Here is a 506-nt window from a genome sequence, read left to right as displayed (position 1 = left end):
GATTCTAGAAACTCTGCCGGATTCCTTCAATCAGTTCAAGCTCAATTTCAATATGAGCAAGATGGACATGACCCTTTCTGAGTTAATGAAGGAACTCCAGGCGGCAGAGGCCATCATGAAGCCCAAGGCCCAAGTCCACTTTTTCCAGTCTTCCTCTAAACTAAACCCGAAAGGGAAGAAGTTCAAGAAGAAGCAGAATAAGGGAAAAGGACAGAAAAAGGGCAATGCTGGTAATGCAAAGGACAAGGGTACAGATGATAAGCCCAAAGGGAAATGCTTCAAGTGTGGCCTCAAAGGTCATTGGAAGAAAGATTGTCCCAAGCTCCTAGCTAAGAAAGGTACATCTTTTTCATACTACATTGAAACCTGTCTTGTGGTTGATTCTACTGATTCATGGATCGTAGATTCTGGAGCCACTAATCATATCTGCAATTCTTTGCAGGGGTTTCAGATAATGCAGAGAATTGAGAAAGGGGAGTTTGCCTTTAGAGTTGGAACTGGAGCTA

Annotated in this window: 1 protein-coding gene; it reads left to right on the top strand. The window is 43.1% G+C overall.

The features are described 5' to 3' along the window. Positions 1 to 61: 61 nt before the first annotated feature. Positions 62 to 506: C2HC-type zinc finger protein (locus tag F8C76_RS17840; protein ID WP_170284067.1), on the top strand; the 445-nt coding region annotated here is incomplete at its 3' end.

Source organism: Flagellimonas olearia (assembly GCF_009184425.1).
GTDB classification, from domain to species: domain Bacteria; phylum Bacteroidota; class Bacteroidia; order Flavobacteriales; family Flavobacteriaceae; genus Flagellimonas; species Flagellimonas olearia.
This window is presented reverse-complemented; position numbering and strand designations above follow the sequence as displayed.